This is a genomic window from Cellulomonas marina (assembly GCF_900111925.1).
GTDB lineage: Bacteria > Actinomycetota > Actinomycetes > Actinomycetales > Cellulomonadaceae > Cellulomonas > Cellulomonas marina.
In genome coordinates this window covers 1-17,291 of record NZ_FOKA01000002.1, presented here as the reverse complement: position 1 = coordinate 17,291, position 17,291 = coordinate 1, and the positions used below count along the sequence as shown (strand labels likewise).

The 17,291-nt window shown below is 75.0% G+C and carries 14 protein-coding genes, 2 tRNA genes and 1 riboswitch; of the genes, 6 read left to right on the top strand and 10 right to left on the bottom strand.

What is annotated here, in order from left to right:
* Positions 1-131 precede the first annotated feature (131 nt).
* Both def and BM048_RS02580 read right to left on the bottom strand, forming a co-directional pair.
* Positions 132-620, bottom strand: coding sequence for a peptide deformylase (gene def / locus BM048_RS02585; protein ID WP_090030582.1), 489 nt, complete (start codon positions 618-620; stop codon positions 132-134).
* Positions 621-702: 82 nt separating this feature from the next.
* Positions 703-933 (bottom strand): BldC family transcriptional regulator, encoded by a 231-nt coding sequence (locus BM048_RS02580; RefSeq protein WP_090030580.1) that lies wholly within the window; start codon positions 931-933, stop codon positions 703-705.
* Between the two features lie 16 nt (positions 934-949).
* Positions 950-1,024: riboswitch (cyclic di-GMP riboswitch) on the bottom strand.
* Between the two features lie 331 nt (positions 1,025-1,355).
* Here BM048_RS02580 and BM048_RS02575 point away from each other — a divergent pair.
* Positions 1,356-1,871: a hypothetical protein gene (locus BM048_RS02575; RefSeq protein WP_090030578.1), complete on the top strand. Its 516-nt coding sequence runs from the start codon at positions 1,356-1,358 to the stop codon at positions 1,869-1,871.
* A 62-nt stretch (positions 1,872-1,933) separates the two neighbouring features.
* On the opposite strand, the gene BM048_RS02570 is transcribed toward BM048_RS02575, so the two are convergent.
* Positions 1,934-2,007: transfer RNA gene (locus BM048_RS02570), tRNA-Ile, on the bottom strand.
* 136 nt (positions 2,008-2,143) lie between these two features.
* On the opposite strand from BM048_RS02570, the gene BM048_RS02565 reads away from it, so the two are divergent.
* From BM048_RS02565 to BM048_RS02555, 3 genes are all read left to right on the top strand, one after another.
* Positions 2,144-3,772: a methyl-accepting chemotaxis protein gene (locus tag BM048_RS02565; protein ID WP_090030576.1), complete on the top strand. Its 1,629-nt coding sequence runs from the start codon at positions 2,144-2,146 to the stop codon at positions 3,770-3,772.
* An 88-nt stretch (positions 3,773-3,860) separates the two neighbouring features.
* Positions 3,861-4,487, top strand: a complete 627-nt coding sequence (locus BM048_RS02560; protein ID WP_139224272.1) for a hypothetical protein — start codon at positions 3,861-3,863, stop codon at positions 4,485-4,487.
* Between the two features lie 112 nt (positions 4,488-4,599).
* Positions 4,600-4,672, top strand: a tRNA-Asn gene (locus tag BM048_RS02555).
* A gap of 120 nt (positions 4,673-4,792) precedes the next feature.
* Here the strand turns inward: BM048_RS02555 and arfB are convergent.
* Entirely contained in the window at positions 4,793-5,227 is a 435-nt protein-coding gene (gene arfB, locus BM048_RS02550) for an alternative ribosome rescue aminoacyl-tRNA hydrolase ArfB (RefSeq protein ID WP_090030573.1), read from the bottom strand.
* 160 nt (positions 5,228-5,387) lie between these two features.
* Between arfB and BM048_RS02545 the strand changes: the two genes are divergently transcribed.
* Positions 5,388-6,185 (top strand): transglutaminase-like domain-containing protein, encoded by a 798-nt coding sequence (locus BM048_RS02545; RefSeq protein ID WP_090030571.1) that lies wholly within the window; start codon positions 5,388-5,390, stop codon positions 6,183-6,185.
* A gap of 75 nt (positions 6,186-6,260) precedes the next feature.
* On the opposite strand, the gene dnaG is transcribed toward BM048_RS02545, so the two are convergent.
* The 6 genes from dnaG to BM048_RS02515 all read right to left on the bottom strand — a co-directional run bounded on the left by dnaG (position 6,261) and on the right by BM048_RS02515 (position 15,623).
* Positions 6,261-8,261, bottom strand: coding sequence for a DNA primase (gene dnaG, locus BM048_RS02540; protein ID WP_090030569.1), 2,001 nt, complete (start codon positions 8,259-8,261; stop codon positions 6,261-6,263).
* A gap of 41 nt (positions 8,262-8,302) precedes the next feature.
* On the bottom strand, positions 8,303-9,583 hold the full coding sequence (locus tag BM048_RS02535; RefSeq protein WP_090030941.1) for a deoxyguanosinetriphosphate triphosphohydrolase: 1,281 nt from the start codon (positions 9,581-9,583) through the stop codon (positions 8,303-8,305).
* 79 nt (positions 9,584-9,662) lie between these two features.
* The gene (locus tag BM048_RS02530) at positions 9,663-11,576 is read right to left on the bottom strand and encodes a glycoside hydrolase family 13 protein (protein WP_090030567.1); all 1,914 of its coding nucleotides are present in this window, start codon (positions 11,574-11,576) and stop codon (positions 9,663-9,665) included.
* A 5-nt stretch (positions 11,577-11,581) separates the two neighbouring features.
* Positions 11,582-12,535, bottom strand: coding sequence for a sugar ABC transporter permease (locus tag BM048_RS02525; protein WP_090030565.1), 954 nt, complete (start codon positions 12,533-12,535; stop codon positions 11,582-11,584).
* Positions 12,535-14,166, bottom strand: a complete 1,632-nt coding sequence (locus BM048_RS02520) for an ABC transporter permease subunit (RefSeq protein WP_239078572.1) — start codon at positions 14,164-14,166, stop codon at positions 12,535-12,537. Before BM048_RS02520 ends, BM048_RS02525 begins: the two co-directional genes overlap by 1 nt.
* A 152-nt stretch (positions 14,167-14,318) precedes the next feature.
* Positions 14,319-15,623: a sugar ABC transporter substrate-binding protein gene (locus BM048_RS02515; protein ID WP_090030563.1), complete on the bottom strand. Its 1,305-nt coding sequence runs from the start codon at positions 15,621-15,623 to the stop codon at positions 14,319-14,321.
* A 379-nt stretch (positions 15,624-16,002) separates the two neighbouring features.
* Between BM048_RS02515 and BM048_RS02510 the strand changes: the two genes are divergently transcribed.
* A complete protein-coding gene (locus BM048_RS02510) occupies positions 16,003-17,085 on the top strand; it encodes a LacI family DNA-binding transcriptional regulator (protein WP_090030939.1) in 1,083 nt (360 codons plus the stop codon).
* Positions 17,086-17,291 lie beyond the last annotated feature (206 nt).

Genomic DNA, 17,291 nt, shown 5'->3' with positions numbered 1-17,291 from the left:
GCCGTCCTCCTGTCGGTCCGAGATGCGTCTTCCCCAACGACCTCGGTACGACGGGCCGGGACGGCGTGCCCGGCGGTGGCGCGCGGTGCGCCGGGGACAGGATGCACGACCCCGGCCCCCGCGCGCCACCCCTACAGCTGGTCGCGCAGCGCGCGCATGGCCTTCTTGCGGACGGACCGCTCGAGCCGGTCGAGGTAGAGCTTCCCGTCGAGGTGGTCCACCTCGTGCTGCAGGCACCGGGCCATCAGCTCGGTGCCCTCGACGACGACCGGCCGACCGTCGAGGTCCGTGCCCTCGACCCGGGCGTACCAGGCCCGGTGGGTCGGGTACCACAGGCCGGGCACCGAGAGGCAGCCCTCCTCGCCGTCCTGGTACTCGTCCTCGCTCAGCTCGACGATCGTCGGGTTGAGGACGTACCCGACCTCGTCGTCGATGTTCCAGGAGAACGCGCGCAGCGAGACGCCGATCTGGTTGGCCGCCAGCCCCGCGCGTCCCTCGGTGTCGACGGTCTCGAGCAGGTCCTCGACCAGGGCTCGGACCCGCTCGTCGACCTCGCGGATCGGCTCGCAGGGGGTGCGGAGCACGGGGTCGGGGACGACACGGATGTCACGCATGGCCATGCCCCGATCCTCCCACGCGCGGACCCGCACGCCGGCGTCGTGGCCGGCGGGCGGGTGCGCGGCGAGCTCGGGTTCCCGGGGCTCAGTCGGCGGAGGCGGCCTGCTGCGGGACGCCCTGGAGGAGCTGGCGGATCTCCGCCTCGTGGAACCGGCGGTGGCCGCCGAGGGTGCGGACCGCGGAGATCTTGCCGGCCTGGGCCCAGCGCGTGACCGTCTTGGGGTCCACGCGGAAGAGGCTGGCGACCTCGCCCGGCGTGAGGAGCGCGCCCTGGGCGGCCTGGAGCTCGGCGAGGGACGTGGTGGCGGTGCTCATGGGAGCTCTCCTGTCGTTCGGCGGCTCGGCTGACCCGTGGGGCCCCGTGGCTCTGCGTCCCCACCTCGCGGTGGGTTTGCCCTTGTCGCTGACGGCACGAACTATGCCGGAAAGGCGGACATCGCGGCAAGATCCCCCGCCCCGGACGGAAGCGGACGCAACCCCCCGCGGCTGGGCCGTCCGGGTGACCGGTCGAGGGTCGCACGCCTCTCACCGGCGCGGACGTGGCAGGCGCCGGTCGTGTCGACCACCCGTGGTATCACCCGCTGCGGTGGTGTCTCCTCCCCCTCGAGCGGGGCCGACCGGACGAGAGCGGGGTCCACCGGGCACGTGGTCCCGCCGCAAGTGTCAAGGACGGCAGGCCCGCGACCGATGAGGTGACATGCCGCACGGATGCGGCGTGAGAGAGGGGGACGGTCACCATGACGACGACCCTGCACGAGGACGGGTACCGGCGGAGCACGCCGCACCCCGCCGAGGTCGAGCACCGGCCCTGCGCGGGCGCACCCGGCCGCGAGGACCACGAGCCCGTGCTGGACGCGGGCGGCATGACGCTCGACTGGGGCGTCGTCCACGAGGAGGTCGACCTCCGCACGGGCGCGGTGCGCACGGGCGAGTGCTGGGGCCTGGGCAGCGAGCACCACGCCCGGGCCCTGGCCGAGCACATCAACACCGCGTCTCCGGGGCCCGACGAGCAGCTCACCGGCTCCACGGACGAGCACGGTCGGCGACGGCCGCACGGGCACGCGGCCGTCGAGCGTCGGCACGCGCGCGTCGCGCACCGGTGGGTGGGCGCCGCCGCGGAGGGCACCACGCCCGCCCGACCGGCGCACTGGGACCTCATCGAGACCCTCGTCCTCCAGGTGGCGCGGGCCACGGGCATGCCGGAGAACGCAGTCCGCCTCGGCCTGGGCCTGCCGCTGCCCGACGTCTCCTGAGGGGCGTCGCCGCCGCCCTGCACGGCGCGGGGCCGACTCCCCCGCCACCGCCGGGCGATCGGTGGGGCAGGTGGGGCTTGAACCCACGACCCACGGATTATGAGTCCGCTGCTCTGACCGGCTGAGCTACTGCCCCGTTCGGGTCACGGACGCTACCAGCCGGGGGCGACCGCTCACCGCGCGGCACCCGCTGCCGAACGACAGGACGAGTCGCACGAGCACCCGTGCGCATCAGCCGCCCCCGGTCTGCCGCCCTCGCGCACAGGAGCACCATGAGCCGCACCACCACCGTCACCTCCGGGACGCCCCGCCGCCGCCCGTTCGCGGACCTGTCCGTCCGCTCCAAGCTGCTCGGCCTCGTCGGCGTGTTCTGCGCCGCCGGGCTCGGTCTCGGCACGGCCGCCTACGCCGCGCTGGGCACGGTCTCCGGGCAGACGCAGGACCTGGCGCAGGTGCAGACCGACGTCCTGAGGCCGACGCAGACCATCCACCAGAACCAGCTCAAGTCCCGCATGATCGTCGCGCAGCTCGCCGCGGTGGCCAGCCCGGACGAGGTCGAGCACTGGCAGGCCGAGCTCGTCGAGAACGACGCCGAGCTCGACGCGGCGATCGCCGACGTGCAGACCTTCGTCGACACGACGGCGCCGCTGCCGCACTGGGAGGAGTTCCTCGAGGCCTTCGCCCTCTGGCGGGAGGCCCGTGACGCGGAGCTCGTCCCGGCGGCGCTGTCGGGTGATGCCGCGACGTACGAGCAGGTGCTGGCGGACGTCACGGAACCCCTCAAGAGCGCCTACGTGGACGAGCTGGACGCGCTGGCTGCGGGCGGCGACGCCTGGGCGGCGGGGACCGCGGCCGACGCCCAGACCACCGCGCGCAGCGTGCAGACGCTGATCGTCGTCGGCATCACGGGCACCATCGCGCTGACGCTGGCGCTCGGGCTCGCCGTGGCACGCTCGGTCCGCCGGTCCGTGAGCGGCGTGGAGACCGCCCTGCACGCCATCGCCGAGGGCGACCTCACCGTGGCCGCCGAGGTGCACGCGGCCGACGAGCTCGGCCGCATGGCCGCCACGCTCAACGACGTGCGGGCCCGCCTGCGCGACACGCTCCAGGGCGTGTCCGTGGCCGCCGGGTCGGTCGCCGACGCGACCGGCGGGCTCGACGAGGCCGCCCGGCGCGTGGCGACGAGCTCGGCGGACACCAGCGTGCGCACCGAGGAGCTCTCGGCCGCCGCGGAGGAGGTGTCGCGCAACGTCGCGGTCGTCGCCGCGGGTGCCGAGCAGATGGGCAGCTCCATCCGCGAGATCGCGCAGAACGCCGCGGCCGCCGCGAAGGTCGCCACCCAGGCGACGGAGGTCGCCGCCACGACGAACGACCAGGTCGCGCGCCTCGGGGTCTCCAGCCAGGAGATCGGCGAGGTCGTCCGGACCATCACGCAGATCGCCGAGCAGACCAACCTCCTGGCCCTCAACGCCACCATCGAGGCGGCGCGCGCCGGCGAGGCCGGCAAGGGCTTCGCGGTCGTGGCCGGCGAGGTCAAGGAGCTGGCCGGCCAGACGGCGAAGGCCACGGAGGACATCGCCCGCCGTGTGGACGCGATCCAGTCCGACACGCAGGGCGCGGTGAGCGCCATCGGCCAGATCGCGCAGATCATTGCGTCCATCAACGACTACCAGATGACGATCGCCTCGGCGGTCGAGGAGCAGACCGCGACCACCTCGGAGATGTCGCGGGGCGTGGCGGAGGCCGCGCAGCGGTCGAGCGAGATCGCCTCGACGATCTCCGTGGTCGCGGGCGCGGCGGGCACGAGCTCGCAGGTCGCCGAGCAGGTCGGCGGGTCCGTCCAGGGCCTGTCGCGCATGTCGGCGGAGCTGCACGCCCGCACGGAGGAGTTCCGCTTCTGAGGACGGCTCCTGTGCGGCCCCCGGCGGCGCCGGCACCGGACCCACGGGTCCCGGGGCCGGCGCCGTCGGCGTGCGTAGGGTGACGGGCGTGCCCTCCCCCCTGCGCCCGCGCCGCGCGACCGGCGCCCGGACCGACGCCCGGACCGACGCCCGGAACGAGACCCTGCCGCGCGCCTGGCGACGCCACCTGACGGCCGTCACGCCCGCGACCGGGGGGCTGCCGGACCGCGTGCTCGCGTCCGTCCGCCTGGCCGACGGCCACGGCTGGGCCGTGACGACCCACGCGCGCCTCGTCGTGCTGGACGACGGCGCACGGGACGGCACCGAGGACGGGGGCGGCCCGGCCGACGTCCCCGAGGTCCGGGTCGACCGGCCCTGGACGGACGTCGTCACGGCCTCGTCGGACGGGACGGGTGCGCTCACCGTGCGCTGGGTCGACGGGACCGCCACGACGCTGCCCCTCGTCGACTCCCGCGCCTCCTGGACGTTCGCGCAGACGGTGCGGGAGCGCGTGCAGCGGTCCCTCGTGCACTGGCTGCCCGTCGGTACCCCCGCACCGGCCGGCACGCGCGTGGCGCTGCGCCGCGCGGCCGACGAGTCCCTGACGACCCAGCTCCTCTCCGACGTCCCGCCGGACCTGTCCGACGAGCGCGTCGCCGCCGCGGTGCACGCGGCCCGTGAGGCCGTCCTCGACGCCGCCGGCCTGCCCCGCTGACGCCCGGCGTGCAGGTCCCGGCGCTGGTCGGCGGGTCCGCCCACGGGTCTGCCGACCGGACGTGGTGCGAGGCTGCCCCCGCAGGGCTGCTACAGTTCTGCGCGCGCCACGTTCCCTCGTAGCTCAATTGGCAGAGCATCCGACTGTTAATCGGACGGTTACTGGTTCGAGTCCAGTCGAGGGAGCAGCACCCGAGAGCCCCCTCCGCTCCGGCGGACGGGGGCTCTCGGCGTCCAGGACGGCGACGCCGCGACGGCTCCGGCGGCGGCAGGGCGACCGGCAGGGCGACCGCACGACCTCGGCGGTCAGCCGCCGTCGCGGCCCGACCGCGACCGCTTCGTCTCGGACCGCCGCCGCTTGGCGGTGAGGCGCCGCTCGACGGAACCGCGTGTCGGGCGCGTGGGACGGCGCGGCCGGGCCGGCGGCGCCAGGCCCGCGGCGACGAGGGCCACGAGCCGCACCTCCGCCGCCGCCCGGTTGCGCAGCTGCTCGCGGTGCTCCGACGCCGTCACCGTGAGCACGCCCTCGACGAGCCGGGTCCCCAGGTGGGCGACGAGGCGTTCCCGCTGCCCGGGCGACAGCACCGCGGACCCGACGAGGTCCCACGACAGCGCCGCCCGCGAGTCCGCCGTGTTGACGCCCTGGCCGCCCGGCCCGGACGACCGCGAGAACCGCCAGGACAGCTCCGCCCGCGGCACGACGAGCGACGGCCCGACGACGAGACCCGGGTCCGCTGGCATGCGCCGCATCGTCGCACGCAGCGCCGTCCCGCGCGGTGTACATTTCCGCCGCCGCCCGCCGATGGGCACGGCTGGACGCCGCCGTCCGTCCCCGCTGGTGGGCACCCCCGCCCGCCTCCCCTGTCTGGTCCGGCCGCCGCGGCCGGGGAAGGAACCGACCGTGCGACGCTCCGTCTCCTCGCACCTCGTGCTCGACGTGCGGTCGCCGGCGGAGCTCGTCCTGGCGGTCGCCGTGGCCGACGGCGCCTGGGACCGCCAGGAGCTGCTGACGGTCGGCACCGACGAGGGCCCGCTCGACGCGCGCGAGATCAAGGCCCCGCACGGCGGCCGCCTGCACCGGGTGGACGCCCCCGTCGGCCGGGTGGTCGTCGATTACACCGCCCTCGTCACGGGGCAGGCCGACGAGCCGGCCGTCGAGGACCTCGACCTCGAGGAGTACCGGCGGCCCAGCCGCTACGCGGACTCCGACCGGCTGCTGGCCTTCGCCGACGACCAGTTCGCGGGCCTGCGCGGGCGGGAGCTGCTCGACGCGGCCGTCGCCTGGGTCGCCCGGCACGTGACCTACCTGTCGGGCTCCAGCGGCCCGACCGACGGCGCCACCGACACGCTCCTGGCCCGCCGGGGCGTCTGCCGCGACTTCGCGCACCTCGTCGTGGCGATGCTGCGGGCGCGGGACGTGCCGGCCCGGGTCGCCTCGGTCTACGCGCCCGGCCTCAAGCCCATGGACTTCCACGCGGTGGCCGAGGCGTACGTCGACGGCGCCTGGCACGTCCTGGACGCCACGCGCCTGGCACCCCGGCCGTCCCTGGTCCGGATCGCCACCGGCCGGGACGCCACCGACACGGCGTTCCTGTCGACCTACGGCGGCGACGTGCGCCTGCGGTCGATGACGGTCTCCGCGGTGGCGCTCGACGGGCTGCCCGCCGACGACCCGGCCGCTCTCGTCGCCCTGCGCTGACCCGGCGCCGACCCGGCGCCGACCCGGCGCCGACCCGGCTGACCCGGCGGTGACCCTCGCCCTGGGAGGGGGCCCTCAGGCGCTCTGGCGCAGGGTGATGCGCTGCGTCTCGGTGGCGACGAGCTCGGCGAACGTGTCGCGGTAGAGGTCGGGCTCGCGGGCGGGGTCCATGCGCTGCAGCCGGCCCTTGAGGTCGGCGATGTGCCGCGTGTAGCCGAGGTCGACGAGGCTGAGCACGAGACCGCGCGCGTACGCGCCCAGCATGTCGGGCCGGTCCTCGGGGATCGGGGCCACGGCGAGCTCGGTCACCAGCGGCTGCACCGGCAGGGCCGCCTCCTCCAGCACGCGCTGGACCCAGCCCGCGGCGGTCCCCTGCGCGGCCTCGGCCAGCGCGCGGCCCGCCGCGACGCCGCCCGCGGCACGCACCGCCGCGTGCACGGCACGGTGGGCGGGGGCCTCGAAGGCGGACTCCCCCAGGTCGTCGAACTCGACCGGCACCAGCTCCGGGAGCTGCAGCACGACCTCCAGGGCCGTCCGCTCCACCTGCGTGACGGGGTCGCGGCGGTCGGGTGCGGGCATGCGCGCGACGGCGACGGGCCGGCGCTCGGCGTCCGCCCCCGGGCCGGCGCCCTCGTCGCCCCGCCCGCGCCCGCCCGCCCGGCCGCCGGCCTCGCCGCGCCCCGCCTGACCGCGCCCCGCCACGCCCGCGCCCTGCCGCGCCACGGCCTGCACCGCGCGTCGCACGGTCTCCTCGTCCTCCATGCCGAGCCAGCCCGTGAGCAGCCGCACGTACTCCGGGCGCAGGGCGCCGTCCCGGATGCTCGCGACGGCCGGCGCCGCCGCGCGCAGGGCGTTGACGCGGCCCTCCGGCGTCCGCAGGTCGAACGCCCGCAGCGTCGAGCGCACGACGAACTCGAAGAGCGGCTGCCGCTGCTCGACGAGGGCCCGCACGGCGTCGGGCCCCTGCCGCTGGCGCAGGTCGCACGGGTCGTACCCGTGCGGCTCGACGGACACGAAGGTCTGCATGGAGAACGTCTGGTCCTCCGCGAAGGCGCGCAGCGCGGCCTTCTGGCCGGCGGCGTCGCCGTCGAAGGTGAAGACGACCTCCCCGCCGAGCGACCGCCCGCCGGTGAGCTGCAGGCCCGCGGTGGAGCCCACGTCGCCCAGCAGGCGCCGCAGGATCCGGGCGTGGTCCGACCCGAACGCCGTCCCGCAGGTGGCCACGGCGCCCGGCACCCCGGACAGGTGCATGGCCATGACGTCGGTGTAGCCCTCGACGACGACCACGCGCTTGTCCTGCGCGATCGCGCGCTTGGCCAGGTCGAGGCCGTACAGCACGTGCGACTTGCGGTAGATCGGCGTCTCGGGGGTGTTGAGGTACTTGGGGCCCGTGTCCTCGTCGAGCAGGCGCCGGGCGCCGAACCCGACGGTGTCGCCCGTGACCTCGCGGATCGGCCACACCAGGCGCCCGCGGAACCGGTCGTAGACGCCGCGCTGCCCCTGGCTCACCAGCCCGGAGGCCTCGAGCTCCGGCTCGGTGAAGCCGCGTCCCCGCAGGTGCCGCAGCAGGTGGTCCCACCCCGCTGGTGCGTAGCCGACGCCGAAGGTCTCGGCCGCCGCGCGGTCGAACCCGCGCTCCGCCAGGAACTGCCGCGCGGCCGTCGCCCCGGGCGCCGCGAGCTGCTCGCGGTAGTACTGCTCGGCCACCTGGTGCGCGTCCAGGAGGCGGCGGCGGCGGCCGGGCTCCTCCCCGGGACGGGCGGCGCCGCCCTCCTCGTACCGCAGCTGCACGCCCGCGCGCCCCGCGAGGTGCTCGACCGCCTCCGTGAAGCCGAGCCCGTCGACCTTCTGCACGAAGTCGATGACGTCTCCGCCTTCGCCGCAGCCGAAGCAGTGGTAGCGGCCCACCTGCGGGCGGACGTGGAAGGACGGCGTGCGCTCGTCGTGGAAGGGGCACAGGCCCTTGAGGGACCCGACGCCGGCGGGCCGCAGCCCGACGTGGGCGCCGACGACCTCCTCGATGCGGGCGCGCTCGCGGACCGCGTCCACGTCCTCCCGCACGATGCGCCCCGCCACGGGCGCAGTCTAGGCGCGGCCGGACCCCTCGACGGCGGCGGTCACACCACCTGTGCAGCGCCCGTCGGCCGTACGAGCCGGCGGTGCAGCGCCACCGCCGAGACGTCCGTCAGCGACGCGACCTGGTCGACGACGACGCGCAGCCGCGCGGTGTCGTCGGCCGCCTCGCGCCAGTCCGCCGCGAAGGGCGGCTCCAGGGCGTCGGGCGCCCGGTCCGAGAGCACGAGCACGAGGTCGGCGAGCAGGTCGCGCTGGCGCTGGTAGAGCGGCTCGAGCTCGCGCGGGGCCATGACGTAGGCGACCGCCAGGCCCTTGAGCACGAGGATCTCGGCGACGGTCTCCACCGGGACGACGAGGTCGGCCGCGTAGCGCGTGAGCGGGCCCGGCCCGTGCCGCTGGCGGGTGGCGGCCTGCGCGGCCTTGGCGAACCGGCCGATGAGCTGGCTCGTCGCGTCCTTGAGGACCGCGAGCGCCCCGCGGGACCCGTCGAAGCCGGGGCGCCAGAGCCGCGCGGCGACGAGCCGGTCCATCGCGGCGTGCAGCCCGGCGGCGTCGACCGCGTCGCCGTACCAGGTGTGCACGGCCTCGACGACGCGGTCGCGCTCCTCGCGCTGCTCGAGCACGACGAGGTCCACGCGTCCCCCGACGACGGCGTCCTCCACGTCGTGCACGGAGTAGGACACGTCGTCGGCGAGGTCCATGACCTGGGCCTCGAGGCACTTGCGGCCCGCGGGCGCACCGGCCCGGAGCCAGTCGAAGACGGGGAGGTCGTCCTCGTAGACGCCGAACTTGTGCGTGGGGCGGCCGCTGGCCGGGCTCAGCGGCCCCTGCCCGAACCGCCACGGGTACTTCACCGACGCGTCGAGGCTCGCGCGCGTGAGGTTCAGGCCGACCGAGGTGCCGTCGGGCCGGGCGACCTTCGGCTCGAGGCGCGTGAGCAGCCGCAGGGTCTGCGCGTTGCCCTCGAAGCCCCCGATACCGCGGGCCAGCGCCGCGAGCGCGCGCTCGCCGTTGTGCCCGAACGGCGGGTGGCCGAGGTCGTGCGCGAGGCAGGCGGTGTCGACGACGTCCGGGTCGCAGCCGAGGGCCTTGCCGATCTCGCGCCCCACCTGCGCGACCTCGAGGGTGTGCGTCAGCCGGGTGCGCACGAAGTCGTCGGAGGACGGGCCCAGCACCTGCGTCTTGGCCCCGAGCCGGCGCAGCGCGCTGGAGTGCACGAGCCGGGCGCGGTCGCGCTCGAAGGCGCTGCGCTCGGCGTTCTTGGACCCCTCGGGCACCCACCGCTCGCGGTCGGCGTCGTCGTACCCGTCACCGGCCACCAGGGCCCCGGGCGTCCGCGGCGCACGGGCGTCGTCGAGGGCGGTCACGGGGCCAGGGTAACGAGCGGGGACCGCCCGGCCGTCAGGGCAGGCGCCAGGCGTGGGCGGCGGGACCGTCCGCGGGCAGCACGACGAGGCCGGCGCCGACGTCGGCCGCCGCCCCGGTCCCCGGGGTCAGGGGCTCGAGCGCGGCCGCGCCGGCGACGCCGAGCGCCGCCGCCGGCAGCACCACAGGCCCGTGCGGCGCCCGCGCGGCGTGCACGAGCACCGTGCCGTCCGCGTGCTCGCGCAGGAACGTGAGGTGGTCCTCCCCCACGTCGACGAACCGCAGGCCCCCGCGGCGCAGCGCCACGTGCGCCCGACGGGTGTCGACCCAGGTGCGGTAGGCGTCGAGGCTCTCGTCGTCCCACGTGCCGCGCCGGTCCCACGGGAACGGGGTGCGGGAGTGCTCGCCGTCCGTGCCGGTGAGCCCGAGCTCGTCGCCGGCGAAGATGCTCGGCACGCCGGGCAGCGTCATCTGCAGCGCGAGCCCGACGAGGTGCCGGGCCCGCCCGTGCCCCTCGCGGTCGACGCCCCCGTGGGTGCCGCCGCCGGCCACCGTGCGGAACCGCGGCGTGTCGTGCGAGTCGAGGTGCAGGGTCGAGGACGTCCAGGCACGCCAGGGCGCGCGGGCGCGCACCTCCCGCAGGGTCGCCACCGCCGCGGTCGCCGGCAGCACCGGCACCGGCACGGGGATCCCGAGGTACTCCAGGCCGTGCGGCAGCCCGGGGCCCTGCGGCCCCCCGCCGTTGAGCCACGTCCAGACCGGCCGCGTGAAGGCGGCGTAGTCCATGGTCCCGTGCCAGCCGTCCCCGGCGAGGTCGGGCGCGGCGTCGTGCCCGTGCTCGGCCAGCAGCCACCGGTCGGGCGCCATGGTGCCGCGCACGGCCCGCGCGACGTCGTGCGCCAGGTCCGTCGCGCCGAGGCGCCCCGTCATGTTCGCCACGTCGATCCGCCAGCCGTCGAGGCCCGCGCGCAGCCACCGGTCGACGACGGAGCCCGGCCCCTCGTACAGCGCCCGCCGCAGGGCCGGCGCCCGGTGGTCGAGCTTGGGCAGGCTCGGCACGCCGAGCCACGAGGCATACCGGTGCGGGTGCTCGTGGAACGTGTAGTACCCGGCCTCGGGTGCGCCCGCGTCGGCCTGCGCGGCGCGGAACCAGTCGTGGTCGTCGCCCGTGTGGTTGAGGGTGAGGTCGCCGACGACCCGGATGCCCCGCGCGTGCGCGGCTTGCACGAGGCGCACCAGCGCCTCGTCGCCCCCCAGCAGCGGGTCCACGCGGTCGAAGGTCCGCGCGTCGTAGCGGTGGTTGGAGCGGCCCTCGAAGACGGGCGTGAGGTACAGCAGCGTCGCCCCGAGGTCGGCCACGTGGTCCAGGTGGGCGGCGACCCCGTCGAGGTCGCCGCCGTACACCTGGCGGGGCGTGTCCGGCCCGCGGTGCACCACCGGGTCGTCCCAGCCGGCGGGCAGCGCCCAGTCCGGCAGCGGCCGCTGCACGCCCGAGCGTGCGAACCGGTCGGGGAACACCTGGTAGGCGACCTGGTCGGCGACCCAGCCGGGCGGGCCGGCGTGCGAGGAGGCGAGGAAGTCGCCCGCGTCGGAGACGTCGCGCGCGTGCAGGCCCTCCGCGTTGAGCACCCGGTACCGGCCGCCCTCGACGAGGACGAACCGGTAGGAGGTGACGGGGTTGCTCACCTCGAGGTCCGCGGTGAACCAGGCGCCGGCGTCGTCGTCGCCGTCCCGGACCGCCTCGCGCAGCACGGGCTCGCCGTCCCGGACCCAGCGCAGCACGACGCGGGCGTCGCGCGCGTCGGCGCCGGGGACGGACGGCACGCGGACCCGCACGGAGACGGTGTCCCCCGGGCCCGGTGCGTCCGTCCCCGCGTAGAGCGGGGACCCGTCGTGGTGCGGCTGGAGCAGCGGGCGGGCGCGGTGACCGAGGGGGTGGGACTCGCTCATCCCGCTCATCCCTTGACGGCGCCCGCCGTGATGCCCCCGACGATGTACTTCTGCAGGTACTGGAACAGCAGCACCACGGGGATGGACACGATCACCGACGCGGCGGCGAACCACCCGAGGTTGTTGGACCGGTCGGCGTCGAGCACGCCGTACAGGCCCACGGCGACGGTCTTGATCTCGGTCTCCCGCAGGAAGATGGACGCGAGGATGAACTCCCCGAACACCCCGACGAAGACGAGCAGGCCCGTGGTGGCGAGGATCGGGCGCACGAGCGGCAGGATCACCTGGAAGAACACCTGGGCGTGCCCGGCCCCGTCGATCTTCGCGGCCTCGTCGAGCTCGACGGGGATGGAGTCGAAGAAGCCCTTGATGAGCCACACCTGCCCCAGCGCGCCGCCCATCATCACGAGGATGTAGCCCGGCAGGGTGTCCAGGCCGATCGCGGGCGCCACCTCCCCGATGCCCGTGAACATCTGGTACAGCGCGACCGCCGCGAGGAACTGCGGGAAGAGCTGGATGAGCAGCAGCGTGAGCAGCCCGCCGCGCCGCCCGGTGAACCGGAAGCGCGAGAACGCGTAGGCCGCCAGGGAGCTCGCGAAGAGCTGGGCCACCACCACCACGACCGCGATGACGAGGGTGTTGAGGAACCACCGGGCGAAGGGGCGGCTGGGGTTGTTGAACAGGTCGGCGTAGTTGCCGAGGCTGACGCGGGTCGGGAACAGGTCCGTGGACACGACCGAGCCGATGGGGTTCACCGACGCCGAGAGCAGGTACACGACCGGGACCAGCGCGTACACGACGGCGATGATGCCGACGACGTGGCGCCAGCCGACCTCCTTCCACCAGCGCCGGCGGCGCACCGCCGCGCGGGACGGGTCGACGCCGTCCCCGCCCCGGCCGGGGCGACGGGTGGACGTGGCGGCACCGGCCGTGCCGGTGGCGGGGGCGACGGTGCTCATCAGTTCACGTCCTCGAGGGAGCGGGTGGCGCGGAACTGGGCCGCGGCCAGCAGACCGGTCAGGATGAAGAGCAGCACGGAGATCGCCGAGGCGAAGCCGATCTGCTGCGCGGCCGTGCCGAAGGCGAGCCGGTAGGTGTAGCTGATGAGGATGTCGGTGCCGCCCGCGGTCGGGTTCTCGGGGCTGAAGGGCCCGCCCTCCGTGAGCAGCTGGATCGCGTTGAAGTTGTTGAAGTTGAACGCGAACGACGCGACGAGCAGCGGGGCCACGGCCACGAGCAGCAGCGGCAGGATCACCTTGCGGAACTGGGTGAACCCGTTGGCGCCGTCGAGGGACGCGGCCTCCTTGAGGTCCGACGGGATCGACTGCAGCGCGCCCGTGCACACGAGGAACATGTACGGGAAGCCCATCCAGAGGTTCGTCAGCAGGATCGCGATCCGGGCCAGGGTCGTGTCGCCGAACCAGTTGACGTCGAGCCCCAGCAGGTCGTTGACGAGGCCGAAGTCGCGGTTCCAGAACCCGGACCAGATGAGCAGCGAGATGAAGCCGGGGATCGCGTAGGGCAGCAGCAGGAGCGAGCGGTACAGCCGCTGGAACCGCATGCGCGGGTCGTTGAGGACGGTGGCCAGGAACAGGCCGAGCGCGAAGGTGGACCCGACGGACCCCACCGCGAAGACCAGCGTCCAGACGAGGATGCCGACGAAGTCGCGGGAGATCGCCGGGTCGGTGAAGGCCCGCACGTAGTTGGCGAACCCGACGTTCTCGCCCCACGACTGGTCCGACAGACGCGTGCCGTCCTCGGCGGTGAAGTAGGACCGGTCGCCGTTCTGGTTGCGCTGCGGGGTGTACTCCACGCCCGTCTCGGTGTTCGTGATCGTGTCCGTCGCCTCGTCGTAGACGAGGGGTGACGTCAGCTCGATCGCGGAGAAGCCCTGCTGCCGGATCACGCTGTTGTCACCCGCGGGCACCGTGAAGCCCTCGAGCTCGCCGCCGGCCTGGCCCGCGTCGTTGATCTCGCTGCGCGTGAGCAGCGTGTACCCCGGCGCCTCGGTGACCGTGCCGTCGGTGATCGTCACCTCGTCGGCGTCCAGCGGGGTCAGGCCCTCGTCGTCGCCGGCGTAGGCGTCGCCCGTGGCCTCGTCGACGAGGAAGAACGTGAACGGGCCCGTGTCCACGGACCCCGTGGTGCCCACCGCGAGCGTGTAGCTGGGCGCGTCGGGCACCTGCACCGCGGACGCGCCGATGATGCGGGCGACCGTGGCCTCCTTGGTGTTGCGGGTGCCGTCGCCGTAGTTCGTCGCCGAGAGCTGCGCCGTCATGAGGATGGGGTAGACGACGAAGACGACGAGGAACAGCGTGCCGGGGACCAGGTACTTCAGCGGGACGGCGCGCTTCGTGGCGTACACGGCGAGGAGGACGACGACGATGGCCCACACGCCGCCGAGGAACACCCAGGAGCCGGACCGCACGAGCGCGGGCGTCACGGACACCGCGAGCGCGGCGGCGAGGCCGAGCAGGACGATCTTGACGACGAGCGGCAGCACGCCGGACGTAGCGGTGGCCGTCCACGTGGGTCGGGGCCGGGACCGGTCCGGCGGCGGGGAGACGGTCTTGTCGGGGGCGATGGTCACGGCGGGCTCCGGGAATCGGCGCTGACAGGCGGGGACGGCGAGGACGACGACGAGGACGACGACGGGGGACGACGACGGGGGCGACGACGCGCCACCCGGGGACGACGGGCGCCCCGGGGACCGGTCGTGCCGGTCCCCGGGGCCCCGTCGGTTCAGGACGCGGCGATCGCCGCGGCGATGGTGTCCTGGGCCTGCTGCATCGTCGACGCCGGGTCGGCGCCGCCGATGATGGCCGAGTAGGCCTGGCCGAGCGGGGCCCACACCTCGGCCATGGCCGGCACGGCGGGCATCGGGTTGCCGTTGTCGGCCGCCTGCGCGAACACCTCGAAGTCGGGGTTGTCCGCCGCGATGGACTGGCGCACCTCGGTCAGCGCCGGGGGCAGGTTGGCCAGCTCGTACATCGTCGTCATGCCCTCGGCGTTGTTGACGCCGTTCGTGACGAACTCCTGCGCGAAGGTCTTGTTCTGGCCGTTGGCCGCGACGTAGAACGCCTGGGCGCCGAGGAACGGCTGCGCGGGCTGCTGGCCGGCGAAGCCGGGGATGGGCTGCAGCGTGTAGCCGTCCTCGCCGAGGCCCTCGCGGACGTCGGCCAGGGCCCACGGGCCCGAGATGAGGCAGGCGGCGCGGCCCTCGGCGAACAGCGCGATGCTGTTGTCACCGCTGATCGACCGGCGCAGGACGTTCGAGCCCTGCTCGCCGAGGTCGAAGATCTTCTGCGCCGCGGCGAGGCCGCCGGGGCTCGCGAGGCCGAGGTCCTCGGGGTTGTAGGTGCCGTCCGGGTTCTGGCCGAACAGGTACCCGCCCATCGAGGTGAGGATCGGCTGCATGTGGTACGCGTCGCCGACGTCGCCCTGGGCGACGTTGAGCGAGGTCTCGACCTGGCCGGCGTCCACGGCGGCCTGGCCGGCGGCGATGACGTCGTCGAGGCTCGCATAGGTGTCGGGCGCGTACGCCTTGTTGCAGTACAGGCCCAGCGCCTCGACGCCGTAGGGCAGGCCGTAGATCTGGCCGTCGTAGGTGACCGCCTGGATCGCGTTCTCGGCGTAGCCGCCGAGGTCCGCCGCCGAGAGCTGCAGCGGGTCGATCGCGCCGTTCTGCACGAGCTGGCCGATCCAGTCGTGCGCGCCGACGACGACGTCGGGGCCGTTGCCCGCCGCGTTGGCGGTGATGAAGTCCGTGCGGGTGTTGACGATGGCCTGCACGCCGACGGTGATGCCGTTGTCCTCGGCGAACTGGTCCGCGACCGCGCGCACCGCGTCGAGCTTGAGCGCGTCGGTCCAGATGACGAGCTCCTCGTCGCCGCGGACCGGCGGGGCGCTCTCGGAGGCGGAGGGCTCGGCGGCGGCCGAGGAGGAGGGGGACTCCTCCGCCGACGTGCTGCCGCCCCCGCCGCTGCAGGCGGCGGCGAGCAGCGTGACGCCCGCCATCATCGCCACGGTCGAAGTGATCCTGCGCATGTTGGTGTTCCTCCGTCGTTTAATGGGCTGGCGACGAGTGCCGGTCCGTCCTCGGAGGCGCGCGTCGCTGCGACCCCCGCACCGTAGCAATCCTTTTTCACGGACAGCAAGCCGTTCTCACTCCGTTGCAGAACTGTGACCTGGCCGACATCCGCGTCTCGCGGGCGCGCGGGGCGCACCGTCCGAGCCCCACGACCGGGGCGGCGCCGGGCGGCGCGCGGGCGCGGATCGTTGCAGCGCCTGCGCACCCGCCGATACCGTGTGCCGAAACGCGGACGCAAAGCGTGCAAACCGCTTGCGACCACCGCAGCACGTGACGTCACCACCATCACGACGAGGAGGTCTGGTGGAACCCCCCTCCCTGCCCGAGCGCACGCGCATGGCCGACCTCGCCGAGCTCGCCGGCGTGAGCACGGCCACCGTGTCCCGCGTGCTCAACGGCAAGCACGGCGTGTCGACCCAGGCCCGCCAGGCGGTGCTCGCCGCGCTCGACGTGCTCGGCTACGAGCGCCCCGAGAAGCTGCGGTCGCGCTCCGTCGGCCTGGTCGGGCTCATCGTGCCGGAGCTGAGCAACCCGGTGTTCCCGGCGTTCGCGCAGGTCATCGAGACGATGCTGACCGAGCGCGGGTACACGCCCCTGCTGTGCACCCAGTCCCCCGGCAGCACGACGGAGGACCAGTACGTCGACGTGCTCCTCGAGCACGGGGTCGCGGGCATCGTCTTCGTGTCCGGGCTGCACGCGGACACCACCGCCTCGACGGAGCGCTACGAACGCCTGCTGCACCGCAACATGCCCGTGGTGTTCGTCAACGGCGCGGCGCACGGCATCGCCGCGCCGACGGTGTCCACGGACGACGCGGCCGCGATCGACCTGGCCGTGCGCCACCTCGTCCAGATGGGCCACCGGTCCATCGGGCTCGCCATCGGTCCGGGGCGGTTCCTGCCGGCCCAGCGCAAGCGCGCCGCGTTCCTGCGCAACCTCGCGGAGCACCTGGGCGTCGAGGACGGGGAGCCGCACGTCGTCTCGACGCTGTACACGGTCGAGGGCGGCCAGGCGGCGGCCCAGCAGCTCTTCGCGAGCGGGCACACGGCGGTCGTGTGCAGCTCGGACCTCATGGCGCTGGGCGCCGTGCGGGCGGCACGGTCGATGGGCCTGCAGGTGCCGGGCGACGTGTCGGTCGTCGGGTTCGACGACTCACCCCTCGTCGCCTACACCGACCCGCCCCTCACGACCGTCCGCCAGCCCGTGCAGGCCATGGGCCACGCGGCGGTGAGCGCGCTCGTCGCCGAGATCAACCGCAGCAGCGCCGCGCGCACGGAGCTGCTCTTCCAGCCCGAGCTCATCGTGCGCGGGTCCACCGGGCCCGCGCCGCGCACGGCCCCCGGGCCGGCGCTGCCCGACGCCGACGGCCCCCGCGCCGCCCCGCGCCACGGCGCGCCGGCGCACCGCGCCGCCGGCTGACCGCACCGCCCGTCCACCCGCACCGCCCGTCCACCCGCACCGCCCGTCCACCCGCACCGCCCGTCCACCCACGCCGCCGGACCACCCGCGCCGTCCCCCCGACCGCGCCCCCGATCGACGGCCTGCCCGCGGCACCGCTCGCGCAGCAGACCTCCCGAACCCCTCCCGACCGCACCACCGAGAGGCCACACCCCGTGACCACCGAC